Below are 25188 nucleotides of genomic sequence, written 5' to 3' on the forward strand. Positions count from 1 at the left end.
TCCAAGTATCACGATGCAACCTTTCGGATTCTACTCAATTATAGTCTGTATTGTGTCAGTTATAAAGGCGACAAACCTAATTAAACCCGCTGTTTTTATTTTATTAAAATTTATATCCGTTGCCATTTTGCAGAAATCCGCTAGGAATTGAACCAGTTTTTGAATTCCCTGGCTTGGAGCTTACTTACGTTTAATTCCTCTTTGAAAGGCGGCTTGAGCTCAATACCTATTTTGCCGAAATTCAGAGGAAAATAGCGAACAATGGCTTTGTGATTTACGATAACATGCCTGGCAGCGCGGAAAAAACTTTTATTGTTTAGCATTTGCTCAATTTGATCAAGGCTTTGGGCGACAAGCTGATCAGTTCCCATAAAAGATCGAACATAGACCCGTCCGGAGGTTCGGTAAAAATAGGCAATATTGGAAACCGGCATTTGGAAACTTCCAGTTGGTGTATGAATGGTGATAGCGGCTTTGGCTTGTGTTTCCTGTGATGGCTGATTTAAATCTGGAGTTTCAATTGTATTCTGATTTTCAAGCTGATGCTTATAGGCAAGCTTATCGGCATGCAGGTACCGGACTAGGTAATAGATATTAAAAATGGCAATGAGGGAAACAATAAATGGAAATGCATAGAGGTGGTAGTTATAATCAAGGATATTTGCCCCGTATAAATAGAAATATAGCGCAGCCAGCAAAAATGTTATAACTGACGGTAAAACAAGACCTAAGAGCAATTGCATCATAAACCTGACCAGGGTCTTTTCATTCCAGTCAAAGCGTTGGTCAAGAAAGGAGGTGATTTTAAATACTAGATAAGTTATAAGGAAAGTTATAATTAAAGTCGATCCGAATTCCTGATAATAGTCAGCGGTGAATATTCTCTTATACCAAGATTCCCTTCCCCCGTACTCGGTTACAATATGGGCGGCAATTATAGAAATTGCAAACCTTATCCAACCATCCCTGTATTGATAAGGCTTTTCATAACGATGAGTTTCCATTTAGCTACTTGTAATGGGTTAATTAATGGTTTATAATAAATATAATTAAATAATATTTTTCTTGCAAGCCCACAATGGTTTTGGTATATTTATTTGCATTGATTGCCGAAGATTTTTAACCCAATTAATATATACCATGACCCAACAACCTTTTACCCAAGCGGGCGTTCAATTAAAGCTACAGGAACTTTATGCCTTACCGGACGCAGCTTTGCTGGCTATATCAAAGAGTATTAGTTTTGACTTGACAGCTTGGTTATCGGCGAATTTTATTTTTACCGCAGATCAAAAAAGTTATCTTGATACGGTGCCAGAACGAGTCCTCGTTTATTGGGCAGGGCTAATATCATCGACGGTAATATCAAAAGGTACTATTGTAGTTCCCAAGCCGGTAAAGTATGATCCACCAAGGAGGACTAAAGAATTGACTCTGGAAATAAATGGCGAGAGTGTGTTCATGCCACTACCCAATGGAAATTACTCATTCAGCGCCCTACAAACAATCAATATTGATTTCAGATCCATCGACCTTCCTTGATATTGCCTTAGCGTGAATAAGTAAAATAAACTGAACAATCAAATCCTATATTACACAGCCCTCAATGCTTTCAGGTGATTTTAAACTATATTGCCTGTAAGCATTGAGGCAATTATGTGCCTCTGGTTTATTGTACATTATAATCTGTATAATGAGTAATGGGGATATTATTTCGGGCTTTTCAATAGAGGCCCTAAGGCGTGGGGATGAATCATCCTTTCGTATGTTATTTGAGTACCTATATCAGCCTTTATGTTATTTTGCCCTAAAGATCACAGGTGATCTATCCGTAGCAGAAGAAATTGCCGGTGATAGTTTTTTGAAACTATGGCAGCGGCACAAAGGTTTTGATTCCTTGGTAGCCATTAAATCTTTTCTTTATATCTCAATCCGCAATGGATGCCTGAACCATATAAAAGGGGAACAGCGCCGGATCAGGCGGGAAACCGATTGGGGTAGCGCTCAGGGTAGCTACGAAGATCCCAATATCATCGGTCAAATAATCGCCACCGAAGCCTTGTTAGAAATCAGGACCGCCATTTCCGGTCTCCCGGAACATTACAAACGGGTGCTGCATCTTGCCTTTAATGAAGGGTTAAAGAATACGGAAATAGCCGCAAAATTGGGACTGCCCCAAAGCACCGTTGATAATCAGAAAGCAAGGGGAATCCAGCTGCTGCAGAAAACACTTTCAAAGAAAAATTTTCTCGCCTTACTCTATATTCTGCATTTGGGCAGTCTATAGTGGCTGGTATCATTTTATCCTGTTTGGGTCGCCTTTAATAAAATCTTGACTATTTAATACTGGTTCATAAATAATTGCGAGGAAACTTCCATCGGTGTTGTTTTCTTATTTACCCGATAGGGAAATCTGCATTATGAAGGAGAAGGACCAAATAAAACATACTTTGAAGTTAGGGACATTAATTGGCCGTAAAGCTCTCGGACAGGAGCTCTCGACAGAGGAGAAGTCACTGTTGGAGCAATGGGTAAATGATGATGAAGCTAACCGGAAATTAGTTGAGAAAATCTACAACGAAGACTTCCGGGAACGGGAGCTGGTACAGATGAACCAGATTGATATTGCAAACGGCTGGCAACGTCTATCAAAGAACAGGAAAGTTCGTATCCTTCCATTTAACCGCAGAACGATTTTATACAGCGTAGCAGCCTCGGTCACGATTTTAATAACCCTGGCGATAGGTTACCAGTTACTCCAACCGGACCTTTCCAACACCAGGCGCCTGTCCCAAACTGATTTAGCCGGCGCTTATATTGAACCGGCCACCAGTAAGGCCACACTTTCAATTGCTTCAGCTAAACCGATCCCTCTGGGCGATACTACCCTCTTTACCGAATCCGGAAAGTTAACCGGTAAAAATGGAGCGCTAATATTGGACAGGCCAGGTACTTCCGAGGGAGTGGCTACAAAGCTGATAGTGCAAACACCAAAAGGAGGGACCTATTTTGTGAGGCTTTCCGATGGGACGAAAATCTGGCTTAATGCGGATAGCAAATTAAGTTTCCCTGACCGGTTTTCTGCCAGCGAGCGTCAAATCAGCATCTCCGGTGAAGCTTATATGGAAGTGGCCGCAGATGCCGGCAGCCCGTTCACAGTCCATACTTCCAAAGGGGCTATCCATGTCCTTGGTACCGCCTTTAATATAAGGTCTTATCCGGGGCAGCAATACGAACAGGCTACTTTACTTTCAGGTAAGATAGCAGTGCAGGCAGCGGATAAATATAAAATCATAAGGCCGGCAGAGATGGCCAGCACCGGTAACGGCACAATAGAAGTATCTGTAGTAAATCCAGAAAATAGCTTAGCATGGAAAAGCAGCATTTTCCTGTTTAGGAACGCTCCGGTTACCGAAGTACTGGAAGAGATTGGCCGTTGGTATAACCTTGACATTGTCTATGATCCATCCTTTGCTGAAAAAACAGCGGGATTCACAGCACGTATAAACAGGAACGAGCGATTAGATAAAGTGCTGGCAGTACTGGAAAGTTCGGCTTTGGCAACTTTTAAGATTCAAGGTAGGAACCTGATCATTTTACCCGGCAAAATCAGGGCAGCAGAAAATCAACCATAACAGGCCGCAGAGGGCAGAAAATTAATTGTCATGAAAAATGTAGTCATCCCTACACCCTTTAATCGGAGGGTGGTGAAATTGTATTGGAAAAAAGTAAGACCATTTATAGTCTGGTTTTTACCACTTTTCTTGTATTCTACAGCAAGCGAAGCTCAATCCAGCCTCTATACACTTACTTTCAAAAATCATCCGTTTGGTAGTGCATTGGATTCTATAGAAAAGCAAAGCGGCAATACGATAAGTTTTATTTACAAAAACGAAACGATCCGAGGTGCGAGACCTGTTACCTTTTCGGTAAATGCCGTACCGCTGTATGGCTTATTGAATAAGCTTTTTGCCGGACAGCCATTGTCCTATGAAGTTAAAGGGTCTTATATCACTATTGTTCCCATAAAAACATCTTTGCCAAACCCTAAAACCAACCTGCCAGCGATGCCCGGCCTTGATACAATTTTAGTATCAGGTCGGGTATTTGCTGCTGATAGTAAAATGTCACTAATCGGGGCAACGGTAAAGATTAAAGGGACTGCCATTGGTGTAACTACAGGGCCTTCGGGAATGTTTTCATTATCTACTTTACCTAGGTATTCACTGGTCATTAGTAATATAGGTTATACTCCAAAGGAAATCGGACTGAGTGAGGTAGGATCGCAATCCCTTATGGTTAGTCTTGATCCATTGCAAACCCAACTTGAGGCTGTCAGTATTGTATCTACAGGTTATCAGACTATAGCAAGGGAACGGGCAACCGGTTCCTTTGCGTTGATTAAAAGCGACGAAATAAGTCGAAAGCCAACTACAAACTTTCTTGAAAGGATAGATGGCATGGCCAGTGGAGTTTCGTTTAACAATCAAGCTATCGGTACTATTGGCGGGCCAGATCCTCAATCTAAAAACCTCGGCTTAAATATTCGCGGACAGAGCACAATTAACAGTTCAAGGAACCCGCTCATTGTCGTGGATTTTTTTGCATACGACGGGGAACTTTCCAATATCAATCCCAACACCATTGAAAGTATAACTGTGCTCAAAGATGCGGCAGCGGCCTCTATATGGGGCGCCCGTTCGGCAAATGGTGTAATTGTCGTTACTACGAAAAAGGGAAGGCGTAATGAAAAAATGAGTGTGGAGGTAAATACAAACATTACTCTAAAAAATAAACCTGACCTTTTCAAAGATAGAAATTACCTGAGCACCCAGGATTACATTGATGTAGAAACCCTGCTGTTTAATAAAGGATTCTTTAATTCGGATCTTAACAATGTTACGGCAATGACACCGGTTTCTCCATTAGTAGACATCCTTTCCCGGCGAAAGGCCGGATTGATTACGGAAACTGAAGCCAGTCAACAGATCGAACGGTTACAGGGCAATAATGTCCGCCAGGATTTTTATGACTATGTTTATCAAAAAGCCTTTAACCAGCAATACGCTATTGCCTTAAGGGGTGGTGGCCAGAAGGTTTCTTATGCTCTGGCATTCGGCCACGATAATAACAGGGACAATGTTATCCGCAATGGTTTTGTCCGAACTACGGTAAACAGCCAAAGTACCTATTATCCGTTAAAAAATCTCGAAGTTTCAGCCGCCCTGAATTATAGCAGCAGCAGTACCCTACTCAATAATACTGAAAACCTTTATGGAAGCGACTTTTCGATTAATACAAAATACCGTAACCTATACCCTTATGCAAAACTCAAAGATGAAGTGGGCAGGAACCTGAACATAATAAAAGGATATAAACCTTCTTATATACAACAAACCGCGGACATGGGATTTCTGGACTGGAATTATAATCCGCTGGATGAGATTAAAAATGCTGATTTCAAAACCGCAGTCAGGGACATGGTGCTTCGTATTGGGGCTAAGTATAAAATCCGGCCCTTTCTCAATATGGAGGTACACTATCAGAACCAGGTGCAAAATAGTGATTCCAGGAACCTGCATAAGCTCCAGTCTTATTATACCCGTAACCTGATCAACCAATTCGCTCAGTATGATGATGCTACAGGTTCCATTAATTATATTTTGCCGTTAGGAAGTATTGTTGGTACTGAATCCTATCAGATGCGTGCCCAAAATCTTCGGGGACAGATCAATTATGATCAGAGTTTTGCTGGTCATAACATAACAGCGATTGCTGGAACTGAAATCAGACAATTAGAAACAGAAGGTTTTGCAAGGTCCCTATACGGCTACGATGATCAGTTTGGAACAGCAAACAACACCTTAGATTATATTTCTGCGTTCCCATTAAATCCATCCGGTTCAGCAATGATCCCTGCGCCAGAAAGCGGCATTAATGGTACAACTTACCGGTACCTTTCTTACTATGCCAACGCTGCTTACAGTTATAAGGGCAGATATACTTTTACCATAAGCGGAAGAAAAGATGGGGCTAATATTTTCGGTGCACGGACTAATGATAAAATAACACCGTTATGGTCAACAGGTATAGGATGGTTGGTAAGTGAAGAAAGCTTTTATAAGATGGGTTGGTTACCTTACCTACGGTTACGGGCCACCTATGGGTACAACGGCAACGTCAATAATGGTTCTGCATATCTTACCGGCGGATACTGGGTTGCCGAGCCAACAGGCTTACCTTATATCTCCGTTAATACGGCGCCTAACCCACAGTTGCGTTGGGAAAAAGTAAGAAATGTCAACCTCGGTGTTGATTTTGCTACCAGGGGGGACCTTATTAGTGGCTCCATAGAATTTTATGAAAAACAAGGTCTAGATCTGTTGCAAAAGACACCGCTTTCCCCGCAGACCGGTTTCCCATCTTTTATGAGCAATCGGGCAAGCACGCAGACGAAGGGAATCGACCTGACCTTGCAGACATCAAATTTACACGGAGCCTTAAAATGGAATACGATACTGCTGGCAAGTTTTATCACAGATAAGTTAACACACTATGATGTCGCCCAAACTTCAACTTCTCTGCAAACCAGCCTGGCAGCTGCTGTAGGTAAGCCACTGTATAGCATCTTCAGTTATCGATGGGCCGGCCTTGATGGCGCAACTGGTGATCCGCGGGGTTATCTTAATGGGAAGGAAAGCAAAGACTATGCGGGCATAATCAACAATTTCAATCCGGACAGTCTAGTCTTTAACGGATCTGCAAGGCCGAAATTTTTTGGTTCCATCCGTAATGAAATCAGCTTTAAAAGATTTTCACTGTCTGTTATAATTGCATACAAGCTGGACTATTGTTTCAGAAGGCCATCAATCAGGTTAAACTATGCTGATATGCTAAGTTATTACGGTAACGCTGATTATGCTTACAGGTGGCAAAAGCCAGGTGATGAGCGTACAACAGAGGTCCCGTCACTCGTATACCCGGCAAATGCCAGAAGAAACACATTTTATACCTATTCTGAAGTCCTGGTAGAAAATGGCAGCCATATCAGATTGCAGGATGTTCGCCTTAGCTATGATGTTGCTATTAAAGGCATACAGGTAAGCAAAGTCCTTGACAAATTGCAGGTGTATGGCTACGCCAACAATCTCGGTATAATATGGAGGGCCAATAAAAAGGGCATTGACCCTGATGCCTATGGCTCCGGGATGAGCCATGAGGTAGCGTCCCCTTTTTCATTCTCCTTTGGTATTAATGCAACCTTTTAAGTTTTTATCATGAAAACAAAATTAAACTACTATTCCCTATTGATTTTACATCTGGTGCTGATTTCATCTGCGTGTAAGAAGCAAAATGACTGGCTGGATGTAAAGCGTTCCAAAAGTGATGTGCGCCCTGAAACCCTAAAAGACTTTCAGGCGCTGATGGATAACTATGTTGTTATGAACAACTCAGCCCCGACCATCGGCCTTCTTGGCACCGATAATCTTGTTATACCAGATGAGAACCTAGGCTCACTATCTCAGATTGAGCAGAATGCCTACGTATGGGCAAAGGATATCTGGATCATTAACCAGTCCTATGACTGGAGCTTGCCCTATAAAACTATCGAATACGCCAATGTTGCACTCGATGGTATTATAAAAACTGACAGGACAGATGCATCATACAATAATGTATTGGGTCAGGCCTACTTTCATCGGGCGCTGGCATTGTACAACCTGGCGCAGCTTTTTTGCAAGCCATATGAGAGGCAAACGGCATCTCATGATCCGGCAATACCAATAAGACTTAGTTCTGATGTCAATATACTATATCCCCGTTCAACTGTAGAGAATCTTTTTGAGCAACTGATCCATGATGCCGGATTGGCAGCAGCGTTGCTTCCTGAGTTTCAAAAGACCAATTTTAGGCCGAATAATCGCGCTGCCTTTGGCCTGCTGGCTAAGATATATCTCAATATGGGAAACTATGGGCAGGCGATCGCTTTTGCAGATTCAGCCCTTAATAAAAACAATAAACTACTGGACTATAATAGCGATCTGGTCTCACTAGACCAGACCTACAGGTTTCCGGTCTTTGGCAGGGGCAATCCAGAAGTGCTGTTCTATTGCCAGGGTGGCTACCCATCCACCTGGCCCTCGACCTATTCCTTTCAATATATACCCAAAGAACTTTATCAAAGTTACCAACAGGATGACCTGAGAAGGCAATATTTCTTTGAGGATAATGAGGGTGCGGATAAACTTAAATATAGGGGAAGCTATAGTGGAGGAGATAATAATTTTTGTGGTATTGCTAATAATGAACTAATCCTTATCAGGTCGGAAGCATATGCGAGGACGGCTAAAATTTCCGAAGCTATGAAAGACCTAAACTATCTACTGGTCAACCGCTATAAAACCGGAACCTTTACCCCTGTAATTGCGAACAATCCTGATAGTGTGTTAACCTTGATACTCAAGGAGCGGCGGAAGGAATTGCCATTAACTGCTAATATCAGATGGGAGGATTTAAGGCGGCTAAATACAGAAAACCAATTTGCAATAACAATTGAACGTAAGGTAAATGGTAAGACCTACCGATTGTTACCCACCAGTCTTAATTACATATTACCTATCCCTGATGAAGAAATACAGCTTAGTGGGCTTGAACAGAATCCAAGAAATTAAAATCCGAAAGTATATGAAACCGAGAATAATCAGAACAGCCATATTAGCTATAATCTGCCTACAGATCTGGTACCACAGTGCTGGCGAAACACTTACTACGCAAGCCCCAACTGCGGGTTATATTAACCTTGTTGTTAATTTTTCGCAAGGCAACAAATACGATACGTTAGAACTTGTCCTTATTAATAGGTTTTATGTTTATAATACAGGTTCCCTTAAAATATATCCATCCATCAGTAGGGGTGATGGTAATTTCCAATTTCAAATACCTGTTAGTCAAACCTGCGGATATTGGCAATTGTACTTACGCACCCCTGAAGGCTATGGGGATAAAAGAGAAATAACAGAAAAGTTTTTTTGGGAAATTGGTGACAGTGTTACTTTAAAGTTATCGAATAAACAAAATTCAGCACTTACAGGAATAAATTCCAGCTATGACTTTTCTGGTAGAGGCGCTGAAAAATACAACCTGAGAAACATACTGATGTATCAGAAGAGCGGAGTTGTCAAATCAGGATTGAAACCAGGTGATTATTTTTTTACCAGGGATCTTGACAACAGGAAATCAGAGGTACTCAAACAAATGAAAGATAAAGTGTCAGGTCTTAGTTATGACGTAATGAAGGCTGACCTTATATTTCAGAGGGCTGCAAATAATCCCATGTTCTACGTTGGAGCCAAACATGAAAGCAATTCCAGAGCTATATCAGCAGGGTTTGATTTAAGTGATGCAATAAGCCTTTCAAGTGAGGGCATAACAGAATCTTATTTTTCCCTAGTGTATTTATATAAGAAATTTCGGTTTGATAGTTTTAACGCGACGTCCAAAATCGATATGGATTGGATTTTCGGTCACATCGGGGAAATTTCCAACAAAGCGTTAAGAGACAAATTGTTTGTATATACACTTTGTCAGGGACAAAACCCCAACCAAATGGATAGCTTAATCGCTTTGGCAGATAAAAAAATAACCGACAAGGAGTCCAGGGGGGAGTTGGACCACTTAAAAGCTAAATCAAAAAAGAGTATTTATAGCTATCAGTTGGAAACATTAAACGGGGCGACAAGGTCTCTGGCTGATTTTGCGGGTAAAGTTGTCATTATGGATTTCTGGACATACGGTTGCGGGCCATGCCGCGCATTGTATGATAGTGTTATAAGTAAAGCAGAGCTAAAATACAAGGGTAATAACCAGGTGGTCTTTATCTCGATAGGATGTGATTTTAAGGACCGTTCCAAAAAAGGGGTTAAGGAAGGGCTTTATGCTTCTGCAAGTACTACAAATCTTTTTACTACAGACCGATACTGCAAGATCATCGATGACTTTAATATTGGAAAAGTTCCGACAGTTCTTGTTGCCGATAAGAATGGGAAGATTGCATTATTTGATGTTGAGGCACTTTACCGCCTACCAACTTTTTTAACGAGCATTGAGGCTGTCTTAAACAAAACTGAATAAAACTACAGGGGTTGAAAACCCCTGTAGTTTTAGGATTATAACGTCCTTTTGGTATTTACAGTAACACCGACTCCATTGTCCACATCGCTTTGAGAAATTTCCATAGATGGATGGGCGAGTGTGGTTGTTATCTGGCAAGGATCGGGGCCGCTTAAACCACAACCAGGTTGAGAGGTTGTTGACAGTTGGTAAGTACCTTCATCATCGTCCCGGCTTACCACATAATAAATAAACGCTGTAGTTTGAGATTTGGCTTCTGAAGGCGAAATGGAGGTTTCATTCACAGTTTCATTCTCTTTGGTATCAGATTTAGGTCCGGCACCAAAAGCCAAGGAGGAAGCAGATACAAATACTGTGGCTAACAAAATTTTAATGGATTTCATAATTGGTTATATTTTGAGGTTAAAAAATGTGTTGGTCATCGCACTGCTGTCACCAATGCCTTTAAGAACCTGTGAATAAATTGGTTACAAATGAATAAACTATAGTAATGCAATTCGGATGAAATATGTAATTTCGTTTATGCGTATAGGTTATAATAATGAAGAGGTGGGTAACAATAGTAATATTTGAGGATAGGAATCAAGTGAGGGCCAAGTAAAGGTTTCCATTTATATTTCAAATCACGGTAAGCTGGTACCGATTTCAGCTTACCGCAGATTTGAATTTTTACCTTGCCAGTTTTAGTGGCTTGTGCAAGTGAAACTCACTGTAGGTTGAGTTAAAGTAATTGTTGGGTCACAAGTCAAGGAAATATCCGCTGTTTTTACCTGGCTCGATTTAAATTTAAATACTGGCTTCACTGCCAATTGGGACAAAGTCTTCGTTTGTTTCATGTTTTAAAGTTTGATTGGTTTTATGTTTAATTTATAGATGACTAATCAGTAAATTCTGTTTTTCTTAACCCCTTTAATTGCCAGTGCAAGTAAAACTTTGAGTGGGCAGCGTTAAAGTAATTGTGGGGTCCCAGGTTGTTGATACATTTTTAAAACTCGTCTGAATGGCTTTAAATTTAAACACCGGTTTTACCGCTAATTGAGATAAGATCTTTGTTTGTTTCATGAATTAAGGTTTGATTGGTTTACTGTCTATTCAATACTGGATTGTCAATAATTTCTGCTTTACCTTGTCAGGTTTAGTGGCTTGTACAAGTAAAGGTTGCAATTGTAAAAGTCAATGTTACTGTAGGATCGCACGTTGTAGAAACATCTGCTTTGGCTGTCTTATGAGTTTTAAATGTGAATATTGGTTTCACTGCTAATTGGGACAAAGTTTTCGTTTGTTTCATGATTAAAGGTTTTGATTGGTTCAATCTATTTCGAAGATAAAGCATGGAAATGGCCATCTGCGCTGATATTATGTAAACACCCATTATTGTTTTGTAAACGGGCATTATTTAACCGTCAACTGATTTTTGAATTGATGAGCAAGGCAAATATTCGCATTGTAGGGATACATATCGTAATAGTTATTACACTGATTATTTTTGAATTTTTTAGTCTTCATATCACAGGAGCGAACTTCAATCCTGTTGTCATTGGTGTTTTTTACTTCTATAATGTAATTTTTTTCTATTTTATCTCTTTTGGCTATTTACCCTATTTGGAGAAGAAATTTTCAGATATTTTGATAGTTATAGATCTCCTTCTGTTTATACTTCTTATTTACTGTTTTATATCTGGTGTTATAGCCCTCTTGCTAGAATATGTATTCTTTGATTTGTGGAATATTAAAGTCGCCATCCGACTGTCTATTTTATTGCTTTCTCGCGGGCTATTATTTTTTTGTGCTGCCTTGGCTTATTGGTTTGCGATGTACAGTATACGAAAGGCCAATGATGCCAAGGAACAAGAACTATTGAGGCATGAAGCCGAGAAAAGAGAAGTAGTGATGGAAAGTCAATTTCTCCGATCTCAACTTGATACGCATCTGATGGGAAACATGTTAAATACCGTGTATTCAGCTATCCAAAAGACGGTGCCGGATCAGGCTGAAATCATTTTACTTGCTGCTGATACTCTTACTTATTGCGCGCGCCATAACGATGAAAGTGGAAGAGTGACTTTGCATGAAGATATGGGGCAACTTAACCGCATTATTAAATTACGCCAAGCTATCGGGGATAACCGGCTACAGGTAATATTTTCTACCGATATCAGAGGTAAGGATAATGCGATAAGAATTCCTCCTTTGTTATTTTCAGACCTTGTCGAAAATGTTTTTAAGTATGGCAATTTGCATGATCCCGATAGCCCTGCCAGAATAAAAATTTCCGTCTTAAATCAGGTACTATATTTTAGAAGCTGGAATAAGCATGTACCCGGTTCAAAGCTTCACGGCAATGGTATTGGATTGGCAAACACCAGGCAGCGATTGCAAAAGCACTACGGTGACGCCCACAACTTATCTGTCGAAAATAATGAGGACTACTTTCTGGTTGAATTAAATATAAGATTATGAGAAGTCTAATAGTAGATGATGAGCCAGCGGCAGGTGAACTCCTTGAGCGGTATGTTCTGGAGAACCCCTACCTGAGCTTCGCAAGCTATGAACAAAATCCAATCAGGGCGCTTGAAAAAGTCAATTCTGGACAGTTGGCGGTTGATCTTATCTTTCTTGATTTTGAAATGCCCGGCTTGCATGGATCAGAGTTTGCCAAAGCGATAAAGTTTGAGCCATTAATTGTATTTACTACCGCCCATCGTGGATTTGGCCCGGAGGCATTTGAGGTAAACGCAGCAGACTATCTAGTTAAACCCATAAGTTATCCGGTATTTTCGAAGTCGGTTGAAAAAATAGTTCAACGATTGACGAATACACCTGATAAAGCAGACGAAGACCTACCGTATTTTTTTATAAATCGTAACGGCAAGTATGACCTGGTAAAGATCTATAAACAAGATGTACTCTGGATTGAAGGAAATGCTGCCTATATTACTATAAAAACCAAAGGCCATGATTATCTCAGCACTGACAAATTAAAGCAGATGGAGCGCCTGCTACCCCCGCCTGGTTTTATACGTATTCACAGGTCTTACATCGTTAACCTTGATGTGGTAGAAGAGGTTAAGGCATCAGAAGTTGTATTATCCAATAAAACCAGTCTGCCTGTTGGAGATGCGTACCGCGAAGCGCTATTTAGCATATTGAAGCGGTACAGGCCAGGGCGCTAAATCCCGGCCTGTTTTTCCTTGCTGCCTAAACTTCGCACATGAATGCCATGATACCAGTCCCGGATTAGCAAATAATAAATTACCATCTCATGCGCACGCTGGTTTTCAGAAAACAGGCGATTTACATGCATATGAAGCAGGTCAATGAGTAAGCGCCTCCGTTCCGGAACCGGCCTTTGAAATAAAGCATCGATAAATGACTCTTTAAATTGCTGAAGATAATGAGCAGTCCCAGGACTTAATGGAACGGCGGGGTGTTCGAGCAATGTGTCATAACGGACGGCGATCTTTTTTGTCGTTTCTGCATTGACATTAAATTCATTTCGGAAAGATTCATACACTGATTTAACTAAGGCCAGATACGGTTCTGCCTCCAGCACGCCTGCAGACTGTATATCTCTCATCAAATCCAGGCATAGGCCGTACTTTTGATCATCCGTTAATGAACATTGAAACAATGTAAAAACATATGTACTGTCGTTAAAAAAATGACATTCTATTTCCTCAATGAAATCCGGTCCATATCGTTCCATTTCCCGTTCATAAGTCCTAATTTGAATATCGGTAACTGTGCCCGACTCCAATTCCGGTCCAAGTAATTTGTGAAATTGCTCCATCAGGTCGCCAGAAAGTGTCCCTTCTTTTACCTGTAGCCGTAACCGGAGGTGATCCCCACCCTCGTTGTACCGGATAAAGAACCATTTATTGATCAGCTCGTTATTTTGATTCAAAAATGGTTGAATGTATTCAGTCAATATGTAGTCAGACCGCATTGGATGGGTATGGATCTGAAAAAACAACCATTGACTGCCGGGGTGAAAGCTCCTGACCTTTTCCGCGCCATTATATGCTCCGCTAACTGGAGGGTATATACTTTGTTTATGGAACAAGGTAATCAGAAACTGGCTATAGAAAGGGTTTCCGGATTGATCCTGTAATACTTGTGATTCATCAATAAAGGCTTCTTCCAGCCAGATTAGTCTTGCTTTTTTTAATTCGGCGTAGAGCATTTCTATATCGTCTGCGTTTTCCAAATTGATGACAAGCTTTTGGTCTGCCTTCCCAAATTTAGCATGGCGGGTCGTGATATGGCTTTGGATGTAGTTTAAAAGCTCCGCCCTGGACGAAAGAGCCTTGTCTTCTACTACCACAGATGCAGGGGTTACAACCAGGTTTTTAAATTGAATGCGGGGATAATAATGAAAACCAGGACAAATAGACCGGAGGTCCAGATTCAAGTTCCCCTGAATATCCTGGTAGGACAGATCGCAAAGAAAGCGGAATAAAGCCAGGTCTGAGCGACTGTAATTATACGCTGAAGCATGCCGGGGAATAACCCGTTTACTGCGCGATTTAGACCGCAGTATAATGTTGTTATTGCGCACGCACACCAATATATCATCTGCGGTTAAGGGATCATCTGTGGTATCATAATTCAAGATATTTAATTGCAACGGGTATATATTGTCTCTTCGGTTAACGTTGTCCACCTTAAGTTCCGAGGTATAACCAATATCAAAAAACAAAACATCACTGTTGGCATCTTGTTCAAGCCTTGCTATTTCTAAGGCATGCTTGTAAATAGATCCGTCTATCCTGGTAAACCTGCCTGCAAGAGCTGTTGCTGTGGCACTACCAATATGCTCTACAATAATATCGTTGCCACATTGGGTTAAAATAACACTTAAGGTATTGGGTAATGGAAGTAGCGCTTCTTTTTGAACAGGTTTAATATTTTCAAGATTAATAATTTGCGACGGGACTGTTAATTGACCCATAAATACCGATTTAAAATCCTGCTCAGATTGCACTTTTGCTTTTTGCAATGCGATAATTTGCTGAATAAGGTCGTCTCCCTGGCTGCTTTGGGTGGTATTGTTGTAACCAATTCCCAATTCCGGGTCAAGTGCTATCATAAGTGGCACTTCTCTTTGATCAAATTTTTTTAGAAACCTGGTTTTAAAATCTTCCAACGGAGCTAAAGTAGCTTTAGGACACAGGTGCTGCAGTAGCGAAACCAATTCAGGAAGATGTTTTAATAACCGGATATCGAGATTTCCGTATTCTGGCTGCCTTTCAGCTATGGTGTACCGATTATCCGGTAGTATATTACCGCTGTAATTCATCCGCTGGAAATAATCGGGGCCAATTATATTTTTGTCGAGTTCTGTAATGAGTAATCTGGCGGCAATCATTTCCTCAATGAGACCCATGGTAGACGTTTGGTCTTGTAAATCAGGCGCCGGCTCACCAATCAATAAGCTATAGGGCGTGGGCTTTTTGCAATTCTGTAAAATACATAATATCGAAGGGCTTGAAGGTAGTTCAGCTAGTTCATAACTACCATCCTGTTTTTGGCATATATACCTGATGTTTGTACCAACCGGGTACCATGTGCTGTTTGCAAATATTTTTGCATTCCTTGCCACAACTTCGTCAAATTCATATTCCAGTTCGTTAACAGAAGCCCAGTCTGCAAATGAGTGAAGGAGTGTCTCATTTTTAAGTAAAACTGGTGCTGTTCTTGAATCTAAATTGACAGTTCCGACAGAAGCAAATGAACCATAAGGTACCGGACGGAACTTTGCCCGGTTGAAATACTTTGCTATGGTGTGTTTAATCTTTTCAGGCTGTTTAGAATAATCTTTGTACTCCAGGTCCTTGATTACCTCATAAAAAGCTGGCGATGACTCCTCAATTGCCTGTTTTAGTACCGACCAATTATCTTCAAGCCTGGCATTGATAGGAAATTTAGGTATGCGGAAGATGGCCGTGGAAAGAATAGAAACCTTGTTTATGACAGACATTTTATACCCAAGATAATTGAAGAACAATTATGGATAAAGCATGACCTTACCAACTAACCTTATTCTTTTTTAAGTGGGTAGAAATTCAATATAAACCCAGATAGCTTGATAAGTTTACTGTGCAGGAATTAGGCCGAGCGTTATGCCCTTACGAACCAGCCCGGCACTATTTTTTACATGCAATTTTTGAAAAAGATCAGTTCTTAAGGTCTCGATTCGCTTCGTACTCAAATGCAGTTGGGTAGCGATCTGCCTGGTCGTCAATTCCTGCGATATCAGCTCCAGTATTTTCTGCTCGCGTTCGGTTAATAGGGGCAGGCCATCATCTGTTCCTAAGAAGATGTTACAAATTTCATCCCGCAAGGAAACATCTATATATTGAATGCCCTCGGATACGGTAACAATGGCCTCCACTAATGTGCTTTGATCGATGCCTTTTAAAACATATCCATCCACACCGGCAACCAGCATTGTCCTTGCTGTAAATACCTGATCCATATTGGTTAGCACCAGGACTTTTAAAGATGGTTTTATGGACTTTATAGTCTTTAAAAGCTGCACAGGATCTACACCAGGCAACTGGAGATCAAAGAGCAAAACATCTATTTCACTACCGGGTAGAAATTCAAGTAACTGTTGGTAGTCGCCAAATGCACCTGTGATAACAACCTTTGGATGGCCTTCCAGTAACTGGTGGAGTCCAGCTAGTACAATAGGGTGATCATCAATTATTGCCAGCTTTATCATAGTATATAAGTCTTTAAATCGATTTCAAAATAGATGCTGCTTCCTTTGCTGGGTTGCGAGGTTATCTCAAAAGTGCCGTCTAATTGTTCGATACTTTTTTGAACATGTAGTAAGCCCATTCCAGCAACAGATCGGTTCAGTTCTGCCGGCATGCCATTACCCCAGTCCTGAACGGTGACCATTATGAGCTGGTCGTGGCAACTTAGCTGCACCAGTATTTTTGAAGTTCCCGAATGCTTTACAGCGTTTTGTATTAGTTCCTGGATATTACGGTAGATTATTAGATCCAACTGTTTATGGCCAGAGGCCCATACACCCAGGTAACGGAACCCTACCTTTATTGCTGTGGAACGCTCCACATACTGACAATGATTTATCAATGCCGTAGGAAGCCCTTGATGTAAAATTAACTCTGGCGTTAATTGATGGGCCATCGATCTTACATCCTTTATTGTCTCATCCAGCTTGCTGAGCGGGCCGACATAATCTATGTCCTCCGGGGATTTGCTAAAATTGGTTTTCAGATTGCCCAACCATGACCTTATATTAGTCAATGCACCCGCAATGTGGTTATGTAGGTCACGTGCGACTTCTGATCTAATCTTTTCTTCTCCTTGGAGGGTTGCCAGCCATAGGGCCTTTTGTTGGGCTTTCTGCTGCCTTACCAGCCTGTTACGTAAATAAAGGAAAAGGAGCAAAGCGATAAGTATGCAACTAATGGCCGCAATTACAATCAGTAGTCGATTGCGATGGATTATGGCCTGCTGTTTGGTAATTACCAATTGCTTTTTAATTAGTTCGTTGTTATAGCTGGCATCCCTATTTATTGCCTCCAGTTCATTGATGCGTTCATTTGCTTTTTTTCCCCAAAGGCTGTCGCTAAGTTTAACGTATCGATCAAAATAATGTACAGCTAGTTTGAAGTTTCCTAATTCCTTATTTGCTTTGCCCAGGTAGCGATAAAAATCAACCAGGTAATCTGGCGGAGGTGTTATAGCCAGGGATTTAATCAATCCTTTATGCAAAATACTGTCCGCTTTCAAATACTTCCCTTGTTCTATGTATACTTGTCCAAGGCCAATGAGCGGTATCAGGTCATCATAGATGATTCCCATCCGATATTTTAACGCATGCTCATAATTTTGAACTGCCTCATCAAGCATACCTTTTTTTTCTGATATCACACCCAGGCTGTAAAATGCTTTATGGACAATGTCAGGCCGGTTTTTACTGCTGACTAATTGGATAGCTTGCCTCAGGTATTGCTCAGCAATTATCATATTGTCCTTGTCGTTCGCATGCAATGTCCCAATATTAAGCAGGACAGCCGCCAACATACCAGTGTCTTTTTCCTTCAGGGAAAAGCGCCTTGCCATTTGATACGCTTCTGTTGCCTCATCAGTCCTGCCAAGTCTCTGGTAGAGAAGCCCCAGATTAGTATAGGGCAAAGATTGTGAAGTTATTGATCCAAACTGCTGCTGACTGGTAACGGCACGCTGGTAATAAAATAGTGAAGAATCATAACGTTGCGTTGATTGATAGCAAATCCCCAAATTGTTATAGAGCAGCGAGATTTGGTTATGCTCGGCCTTACTGCGAAGAGCAATAGCAATGGCTTCATGCTCGCATGCGATCATAGCCTTGTTATTGCCTATGCTGAAGTAGCGCTGCCCAAGCAGGTTTAAGGCCCTTATTGTTCCATTGGTATATTGAATCTCCTTGCATTGCTTGAGCAATGGAATAAAAGCGGCAATGGCCTTTTCATTGTCCATAGAGCTAATACTGCGAATACGAAGATTAATTACCGCAGTATCATTTGTGGTAACGGCATTGAGCGTATAGAAACCAGAAAGCAATACGATAAATATGATCCTTGCTACAGTTGAAATGGGAGAGGAGCGCTTCATAAGTAACCGGATGATTTTAATAGTCAATGAGCAGGATATACAAAAATAGATTAAGCTTTCTGAAAAAATGCGACTGTTGAAAAAACAAGGGAAAACCCTTGCCAATAAGGATTTAATCCTGAAAATACAAGCTTTTTCCCCTCAAAAAAGAGGGTTTACCCTTTAGTATTTTCAGAATCACCATTCTAGTTTTGCACCGAACATGTTCTCACTTTTGCTAACCATTAAATTTCCCCAAAATGAAAATCCATATTCCACTAATACTACTACTTCTTTTAACCAATTCGCTCTCCTTAACTGCAAACAATGTCGTCACTTGGTCATCCTATTTTGGTGGCTCGGATTACGATGACCTGCGTAAAATAGCTGTCGGCCCCGATGGAAGTATATACGTTGCTGGTAGTACAAATAGCGCAGGTAACATAGCTACTCCAAGCAGTTTTCAGCAGGTATATAAAGGCGGTTCTAATTTCTCTGGCTCAGATGCTTTTCTGGCACGCTTCTCAGCAGATGGAACGCTACTCTGGTCAACTTATTATGGTGGTGAAAATTCAGATCTAGCTACAGCCCTGACCATCGCTGCCGATGGAAGCATTTACCTGGCGGGATGGACGGCCAGTGATACCGGCATCGTAACAGCAGGAGCCTACCAAACGATCCGGGCAAGTTCATGGGCTGGCCCGGATCGCTATGATGGCTTTATCGCCAAATTTGATTCCACCGGAAACCGGCTGTGGGCAACCTATGTGGGCGGAACGAGTGATGGCTTTATTAATAGCCCAATGGACATTGCCACCGATGCGGGAGGTAATATTTTCCTTGCGCTGACAACAGAATCTACAGATATGTCAGTTTCAATGGGAGCGCACCAGAGCACAAACTCAGGAGGACTGGACGGGTATCTGATTAGCTTCGCACCGAATGGAACAAGGCGCTTTGCTACATATTTTGGAGGCGATGCTGATGATCGCGCGACAGCTTTAGCTACAGATCCGGATGGTAACATTTTCCTTGCAGGCTATAGCTCAAGCACTTCAGGGATTGCTACTGCGGGTAGTTTTCAGACTGCATCTGCGGGCGGGCAGGATGCTTATGTGGCAAAGTTTGGCACCAATGGTAACCTTTTATGGGCCACATATTACGGGGGACTCGGCCTCGACCGGGCTGCGGGTCTTATAACTGATAGCACCGGTAATTTATACCTCGGCGGATTGACCACAAGTACCTCGGCAATAACCACTGCCGGAACCTTCCAACCTGTTTATGGTGGCGGCATAAACGGTGACGGATTTGTTACCTCCTTCACTCCATCCGGAATAAGGAATTGGTCTACCTACATCGGTGGTACAGGTAGCGATCAGGTTAATGCCTTGAAGTGGCAAAGCGGATGGCTATATATTGCAGGGTCAACAGATAGCGAGGATAGTATTGCTACCAGCAACGGTCCACAGCAAACCTTCGGTGGTACGTCGGACGGATTTATGCTCAAACTGAACGATGTAGGTACCAACCGGGAATGGACAAGTTACTACGGCGGCGTTGACGCAGATAACATCAGGGCGGTTTCTTTAAACCCGGATGGAGATATTTTCTTCTGCGGCAGCACAACAAGTGCAACCGGTATTGCTACCGGCGTAGCACATCAGCCAAATTTCGCAGGTGGTGGCAGCGACGGTTTTTTGGGTAGAATAACGGATTGTCAGCCCCTTGCCCCTATCATCGTACAAAACGGCAATATCTTATCTACAAGCCTTCCCTATGCAGGTTATCAATGGAATAAAAATGGCGTACCTATCGCTGGCGCCATTGGTGCAACCTATACAATTCCTGAAAATGGTTCTTATTCAGTTACCGTTACCTCGTCAGCAGGATGTAGCGGAACCTCTGCCGCATTACAAGTCAATATTACAGGATTCGACAACCTGGCCCCAGATGGAATTTATGTATTTCCCAACCCGGTATCAGATAGGCTAAGCATTATATTACCAAAGCCGGCCCTGATTACTTTGGCTACTTACGATGGGAGGACTTTATTACAAAAGTACAGTTCTGGTACCAATGTGGAACTGAGTCTCGGCAAGTTCAAAAATGGCCTTTACTTATTGCGGGTACACGACAATAAAGGAAATATAATTCTTAGCCGAAAAATTGAGAAGGTAAGCCCATAGTCTTTTACCAACGTGAATATTCCCAAAGTATAACCTATGAAAAAACTGATTGGATTGTTGATGATGTTTTGGCCGTTACTGATACGGGCGCAGGGAGAAAATAATATCTGGGCTTTTTCAGAAGTCGGTGGAGCGGGAATAAAAGTTATAAATTTTAACTCATCTCCACCTGGAATTTCAACTTCATTCATAACAAGCTCGAATTACCTTGATGTCTATAGTTCAGTAGTTTGTTATCCTAGTGGCCAACTTCGATTTTATGTTAGACTTACTGAGTATGCACCCTGGGGACCGCCGCAAATGAATATCTTTAAAGCAGATGGAACGCCAATTCCCAATAGTAACCTGTATTGCGGCATAATGAACGAAGGTGCGCATCCTGTGGTAATACCCCACCCTGGAAACCCGGACCAGTATTATATTTTTTATGCCTATAGTCGTGGGATATTATATTCCTTACTGGATATGAGCATAAATGGTGGAAACGGCGGCATAGTAGCCGGACAAAAAGATGTCGTACTGGCGCCATACGGAACGGTAATTTCCCAGAAAATGGTCCCTGTGATTGGTTGCGATGGTGTGTGGCTGGTGATCCGGTCCAGAATTATGAACGGTTATTATAGCTACCACATTACCCGCAATGGGATTGATATGTCCGGGGTAGAATCCCATGCCGGGCTTTTTTCCCATTATGATGATATGGGATTTATCAAGGCATCACCGGATGGCAGGCTACTGGCGCTCAGCAGCTACTATGGTCTTGAATTATACACGTTTGAAAAGTGTAGTGGAAGATTAAAAAGTTTCGGAATTATTGACAGCACCCATAACGCACTGCCATATACGCAGTCATTTTACAACAATGAGCGTTTTACTGGCGTAGGCTTCTCCCCGGACAATTCTAAATTATATGCAACATATAACGGCAATCATCCTTACCAGACAGGGTATACGAGTGATTCAGGTAAGCTATATCAGTATGATGTAAGTATATTAAACCTATCGTCCATCTCCGCTTCAAAGGCCATGGTTCTGACCAATATTCATTCCATAATAGGTGATATCAATTCCTGTCTCGCCCACACGTCAAATCCTTTAGGGGAAATCAAAACCGGTCCGGACGGGAAACTATATATTGACAATGGCAGCACGACCTGCCGGACACCGGGAAATGTCCCACCAGGATTCAATCCCGGCCCAGGGTTTCACTGCCTTCACTTTCCCAATCTTTCAGGCCCTGCCTGTGGCCCTGAGTTGAATGTACTGGATGCTAGTTTTCCAAACTATTATGGTGGTGATTTCTACAAGGGAGGTGAAGGTGGCGCATCTTACTTACAACAGGAAATTGTTATTGGGCCACCGGTTCCGGATACAGTGGCCGGGACTACTAGAAACATCTTCTTTTGCTTTATGGATACAGGAAAGGTTTGCGCAAATGAGGATGGCGCCTGTTTTACTTGGGATGATAATACCGGGGACCGATGCAGAAAAGTAACTAAAGATGGCAAGTATTATGTTCGTTATTTTAAGGGTTGCTCAGTTACCACGGATACTTTCTACGTCAGTATGGTAGAAGCGCCGGTACTAATCTCATCTAAAGCCTGCCCCGGAATGTTTACCGGCACCTTGATAGCCACTGTTCCGACGGAAGCGAACTTGTCATTTAAATTTACCTGGCTTTCTGAAGACGGTTCGATACTTCGTCAGCAGGAGAACAAAACATCGGATACGATAACAGGTCTTAATACCGGCAAATATAGTGTTACAATATCCGGTAATGGATGTGATACGACTTTAGTAGCTACGGTCGAAAATTATCCTGCGGCTGATATCTCAGTCCTTCCTCCCAACGCCACTATTAACTATGGCGATAGTATAACCCTGCATGCCTCCGGTGGCCTGTTGTATGTTTGGAGCCCATCCGGTTCGCTGGATACTACGACTAGCCCGAATCCCGTGGCTCGACCATTACAACCAACAGAATATATGGTAATCGGCTTCAACGAATATGGTTGCAGAGATACCGGATACGTTAGGATAGATGTTGATTATAACATGAATGAAATGATCCCGAACGCTTTTAGCCCAAACGGGGATGGGCTAAATGATATTTTCCGGATAGAGGGCATAAAATACCAACGCATTAACCAGTTCAGCATATTTAACCGCTATGGTCAGCCTGTATTCTCATCAACAGATCCTGGCGCTGGATGGAATGGGATGCAAAATGGAATACCATGCGATGCCGGCACTTACTTTTATAGCATCACTTTATCCTATCCTAATGGTAAGACAAAAACATACAAGGGAGATCTCCTGCTAATCAGGTAATAACAAAGGGCCGGCCCTTAAACAAGGAGGCCCTGATTTTTTCTTTGATTGTTAACCTATAAGTCTAAGCCCCATGTTAGTTGCAATAAACTTTGTTCTGAGCACACCAATCTGTCCAACCCTGCAACCAGTCTGTTGCGCCAAAGGCCCCTCTATAAGTTGGGTGGCTAAATTGGCCTCCGATATCCCAGGAGTAGTTTGCACTGGCCAGTGTAGTGGTTCCGAGGGTAAAGTTCTGCGAGAACCCGGAACAGAAGGTGGAACAAAAACTGGTGTTATACCCCAGGGTACTTACAGAGAATTGATTACCTGTTTCATCGCAGGGAAGACCACCAGATCCCGTGATCCATAATGGCATATTAGCTTCGCAAGCTAATGCCCAACCAGGGTTATTACTGTATGGCGTAGCTCCCGCATTATGAAATGAATTGTATGAGAACTCAACATCGTTAGTGGTAGTCTTAGAAATGGATTGTGTTGATTCAATTCTGAACCCAGATGCCGTTGTCGTACCATGCCATGAAGAAAGTACACTATTAAATACTTTACCAGCACCCTGATCGAATATTCGAACGGCATATTGATAGTTGATATTTACTGGATTACTATTGCAGTAATTTGGCCCGATGGCTGTAAAATTTGAGATCACTGGCTGAGTAACTAATGTGGCTCCAGAGCTATTCCTATTATTTCTTATTTCAATTCCATATGCATTGGCTGAAGGAATAGCGGTATTATTTAGTCTCATAGCAGCAAGGAACTGGGAGTTACCCTTATAACCGAACTCGTAGCGAAAATCAGTCCTGTCCGTGTTATAGCTGGCAACATTAGTGAGTTTAACCAATCCACCGAATATGGCCATTGCGTCATTGAGGGAACTACCGATCTGTACATGATCAAAGGTAGTTCCAGTACCGACAGAGTTGAGCATAATGGCAGCCTGGCTAAAGTCGTTTACTCCAGCTACTCCACCAGCAAAATGTACCTGAAAGTATTGCATGCTACCGGAATTGTCCGCTGTAAGGGTACCGCCTCCGGTATATATAGCGCAGCCCAGGTCGAGGTTGAGTGCATTGGCGTTGTTGTTAGGGGCCTGACCAAAAATCCGGATACCTGCCCAATCACCGGGGAGCCGGAAGCCTGCACCCTGGTCAGAAGTGAAAATTACAGGCGCTGTTGCGGTACCATTAATGTTAAGTTTGGCACCCCGTTCAACAATAAGAACACTTTTACCTCCTGCGCTCGGGGTTTTCATGCCCTGGATCAGGGTATTTGCTGGAATGGTCAAGGTTGCCCCGCTTTTTACCGTGACACAACCATCCAATTTGTAGACAATGGCTGATGAAAGTGTTCTGTTTGCTGTGATGTTACCAGAGAGCGTTTCAAAGACGCAGGCTTGCAAAGCCCTGGCCTTAGACAGATTGTTTAAATCCCGGTTTTGGGAGTCCTGCTGAAAACTTTTTTTACAGGCCAGTAGCGACATACAAATAAATGCCGCAGCGCCCAAATTGATCAATAGTTTTTTCATACAACGTGATTTTGGGTTTGTTAAAAAGGGTATCCAGGCTAAGGTAAAGAGAGCCAGTAAACAGGAAGGAAATTGGATGCCCAACATTAGCTAAGATGGTAAACCTCAGTGTTTAAATGTCAAATGCCACCTGAAATGCCATGTGAAATGGATGGCTTTAAATAGGAATGTTGAGGCTTGGTCAAGATGTGGTTATGAATTGAAATTTCAGACAGGGGAAATTTCCCCTGGAAAGAATCCGGGATTCCCCCCTTGTATTTGGATTGCCATTCCGCAATCTTTGTCTCGTGAGAGCTAAGACCATAATGTATCGGAATGAAAAAGTCTTTTTTCTTAATCGCTGCCCACCAACCATTGGGTGGCAAACATTAATAACATGAAAATTTTCTTTATAGG

Annotated in this window: 16 protein-coding genes; 10 read left to right on the forward strand and 6 right to left on the reverse strand. The window is 42.0% G+C overall.

Annotated elements, in window-relative coordinates:
* Positions 1–140: 140 nt before the first annotated feature.
* Positions 141–1004, reverse strand: coding sequence for a LytTR family transcriptional regulator DNA-binding domain-containing protein (locus AB6805_RS13625; RefSeq protein WP_370909971.1), 864 nt, complete (start codon positions 1002–1004; stop codon positions 141–143).
* A gap of 136 nt (positions 1005–1140) precedes the next feature.
* Here AB6805_RS13625 and AB6805_RS13630 point away from each other — a divergent pair, with 136 nt between their 5' ends.
* The 6 genes from AB6805_RS13630 to AB6805_RS13655 all read left to right on the forward strand — a co-directional run bounded on the left by AB6805_RS13630 (position 1141) and on the right by AB6805_RS13655 (position 10131).
* Positions 1141–1542, forward strand: a complete 402-nt coding sequence (locus AB6805_RS13630; protein WP_370909972.1) for a hypothetical protein — start codon at positions 1141–1143, stop codon at positions 1540–1542.
* 151 nt (positions 1543–1693) lie between these two features.
* Positions 1694–2287, forward strand: coding sequence for an RNA polymerase sigma factor (locus AB6805_RS13635; protein WP_370909973.1), 594 nt, complete (start codon positions 1694–1696; stop codon positions 2285–2287).
* A gap of 94 nt (positions 2288–2381) precedes the next feature.
* Positions 2382–3635, forward strand: coding sequence for a FecR family protein (locus tag AB6805_RS13640; protein ID WP_370909974.1), 1254 nt, complete (start codon positions 2382–2384; stop codon positions 3633–3635).
* Positions 3636–3665: 30 nt separating this feature from the next.
* Positions 3666–7268 (forward strand): SusC/RagA family TonB-linked outer membrane protein, encoded by a 3603-nt coding sequence (locus AB6805_RS13645; protein WP_370909975.1) that lies wholly within the window; start codon positions 3666–3668, stop codon positions 7266–7268.
* A gap of 9 nt (positions 7269–7277) precedes the next feature.
* Positions 7278–8672: a RagB/SusD family nutrient uptake outer membrane protein gene (locus AB6805_RS13650; protein WP_370909976.1), complete on the forward strand. Its 1395-nt coding sequence runs from the start codon at positions 7278–7280 to the stop codon at positions 8670–8672.
* Between the two features lie 13 nt (positions 8673–8685).
* Entirely contained in the window at positions 8686–10131 is a 1446-nt protein-coding gene (locus tag AB6805_RS13655; protein ID WP_370909977.1) for a TlpA family protein disulfide reductase, read from the forward strand.
* A 35-nt stretch (positions 10132–10166) separates the two neighbouring features.
* Here the strand turns inward: AB6805_RS13655 and AB6805_RS13660 are convergent, their stop codons facing one another.
* On the reverse strand, positions 10167–10514 hold the full coding sequence (locus tag AB6805_RS13660) for a hypothetical protein (protein WP_370909978.1): 348 nt from the start codon (positions 10512–10514) through the stop codon (positions 10167–10169).
* Between the two features lie 916 nt (positions 10515–11430).
* Here AB6805_RS13660 and AB6805_RS13665 point away from each other — a divergent pair.
* Together AB6805_RS13665 and AB6805_RS13670 are read left to right on the forward strand one after the other, a co-directional pair.
* Positions 11431–12591, forward strand: coding sequence for a sensor histidine kinase (locus tag AB6805_RS13665; RefSeq protein WP_370909979.1), 1161 nt, complete (start codon positions 11431–11433; stop codon positions 12589–12591).
* Positions 12588–13304: a LytR/AlgR family response regulator transcription factor gene (locus tag AB6805_RS13670; RefSeq protein WP_370909980.1), complete on the forward strand. Its 717-nt coding sequence runs from the start codon at positions 12588–12590 to the stop codon at positions 13302–13304. The genes AB6805_RS13665 and AB6805_RS13670 overlap by 4 nt, the downstream gene beginning before the upstream one ends.
* Here AB6805_RS13670 and AB6805_RS13675 read toward each other — a convergent pair.
* From AB6805_RS13675 to AB6805_RS13685, 3 genes are all read right to left on the reverse strand, one after another.
* Positions 13301–16111, reverse strand: a complete 2811-nt coding sequence (locus tag AB6805_RS13675) for a thiopeptide-type bacteriocin biosynthesis protein (protein ID WP_370909981.1) — start codon at positions 16109–16111, stop codon at positions 13301–13303. The two genes, AB6805_RS13670 and AB6805_RS13675, sit on opposite strands and share 4 nt — an antisense overlap.
* Positions 16112–16225: 114 nt before the next feature.
* Complete coding sequence (locus AB6805_RS13680; protein WP_370909982.1) at positions 16226–16858, reverse strand: response regulator; 633 nt, start codon at positions 16856–16858, stop codon at positions 16226–16228.
* A complete protein-coding gene (locus AB6805_RS13685; protein ID WP_370909983.1) occupies positions 16855–18765 on the reverse strand; it encodes an ATP-binding protein in 1911 nt (636 codons plus the stop codon). Before AB6805_RS13685 ends, AB6805_RS13680 begins: the two co-directional genes overlap by 4 nt.
* A 239-nt stretch (positions 18766–19004) precedes the next feature.
* On the opposite strand from AB6805_RS13685, the gene AB6805_RS13690 reads away from it, so the two are divergent.
* The gene (locus tag AB6805_RS13690; RefSeq protein WP_370909984.1) at positions 19005–20933 is read left to right on the forward strand and encodes an SBBP repeat-containing protein; all 1929 of its coding nucleotides are present in this window, start codon (positions 19005–19007) and stop codon (positions 20931–20933) included.
* Positions 20934–20969: 36 nt separating this feature from the next.
* A complete protein-coding gene (locus AB6805_RS13695) occupies positions 20970–23264 on the forward strand; it encodes a gliding motility-associated C-terminal domain-containing protein (protein ID WP_370909985.1) in 2295 nt (764 codons plus the stop codon).
* A 76-nt stretch (positions 23265–23340) separates the two neighbouring features.
* Here the strand turns inward: AB6805_RS13695 and AB6805_RS13700 are convergent, their stop codons facing one another.
* Positions 23341–24792: a hypothetical protein gene (locus tag AB6805_RS13700; RefSeq protein ID WP_370909986.1), complete on the reverse strand. Its 1452-nt coding sequence runs from the start codon at positions 24790–24792 to the stop codon at positions 23341–23343.
* Between the last annotated feature and the right edge of the window lie 396 nt (positions 24793–25188).

This window comes from Chitinophaga sp. RCC_12 (genome assembly GCF_041360695.1).
GTDB lineage: Bacteria > Bacteroidota > Bacteroidia > Chitinophagales > Chitinophagaceae > Chitinophaga.